Source organism: Vibrio sp. Vb0937, assembly GCF_033338855.1.
The window spans coordinates 1-1,104 of sequence record NZ_JAWOTK010000389.1; the positions used below are offsets into that span (position 1 = coordinate 1).

Consider the following 1,104-nt stretch of genomic DNA (forward strand, 5'->3'; position numbering starts at 1 on the left):
GAAGTCAGTTTACTATTAGAACAGGCGTTGCAACTTGAACCTTATAATGAAGCCGCATTGTCGTTGATAGCGAACGATCACTTCATTTCTTTCCGCTTTCAAGAAGCCATCGATACTTGGGTTCTACTCCTAGATTCCAATGACCCCAATTTAGACAGAGTGACGATCATCGAGTCCATCAACAAAGCGAAAAAGCTGATGTAAGTATACAATGTAGAGTACAGAGGAAAGTCAGTATGAAGAAGCTAGAAGCGGGTTTGTTGGTATTGTTGTGCGGTACAGTGCTGGTGGGATGCTCGTCTCCTTCAACTGGTTCTTCATCTGCCTATTATTCGAGTGGGTATTACGACCCTTGGTGGTATGGTCACGATGACTATTGGATTTACTATTATCCGGGTTGCTGTGACAACGGACATGACCATCGAGAAAAACTCGAGGCATGGTGGAATAGTCTCGACGACGATCAACAACAGTCAATCAAAGACAAAGTTGAAGATTGGAAAGATGGCGATATGAACGCCAACTTCGATAACATGAAGCAACAACTGGATAAGCACTGGCAGACGTTGCCGGATGAACAAAAACAAGCGATTCAAGCAAAATGGCACGAGCGTCCCCAGCGTGTAGAAACAAAAACGTTACCAAAACAAACGACGTTGCCAGAATCAACATTGAAGACACAGCCATTACCCGCGCATAACGTGTCGCGTCCGATTACCAAGCCAAATATTCAGAGACCTCAGACTCGACCAAACATCCAACCGGTGCCAAGAATTCGTCGACGTTAATGGTTTACTTGCATTTTGATGATGTACTTCGACTAGAATGAACTGATGAAAACAAAGGGCGCAGAACGCGCCCTTTGTTGTTGCATCATAGGTCTCGAATCCTATTTTCTGTTTGACTAATAGGTTGCTTCTCTTTCGGCCTCTTCTGTATCCCAATCTGGCACGACGGTGTCTAAGAAGTGCTTTTTATCCGCGTTCATTTTTTCCATATCCATTCCTAAAGCTTCTTGGGCTTTTGCTTTGGTCGAGATATCTGGAATTTGAACAGGGTCAGTAATGCCTTTTGTTGCCAGTAGTCGTACCAATTTGGTACGGG

At 44.2% G+C, this 1,104-nt stretch carries 2 protein-coding genes and 1 pseudogene; 2 read left to right on the forward strand and 1 reads right to left on the reverse strand.

Annotated features, from left to right (window positions below):
• Both R7P67_RS25935 and R7P67_RS25940 read left to right on the forward strand, forming a co-directional pair.
• Nucleotides 1-204, forward strand: a pseudogene (locus R7P67_RS25935) (hypothetical protein); the annotation flags it as partial.
• Nucleotides 205-236: 32 nt separating this feature from the next.
• The gene (locus R7P67_RS25940; RefSeq protein WP_318086470.1) at nt 237-788 is read left to right on the forward strand and encodes a hypothetical protein; all 552 of its coding nucleotides are present in this window, start codon (nt 237-239) and stop codon (nt 786-788) included.
• Nucleotides 789-904: 116 nt separating this feature from the next.
• On the opposite strand, the gene R7P67_RS25945 is transcribed toward R7P67_RS25940, so the two are convergent.
• The coding region (locus R7P67_RS25945; protein ID WP_318086471.1) for an ammonia-forming cytochrome c nitrite reductase subunit c552 at nt 905-1,104 on the reverse strand (200 nt) is incomplete at its 5' end.

Coding starts and splice junctions, on each gene's coding strand:
- R7P67_RS25940 (WP_318086470.1), top strand. CDS start 237: ATGAAGAAGCTAGAAGCGGGTTTGTTGGTATTGTTGTGCGGTACAGTG.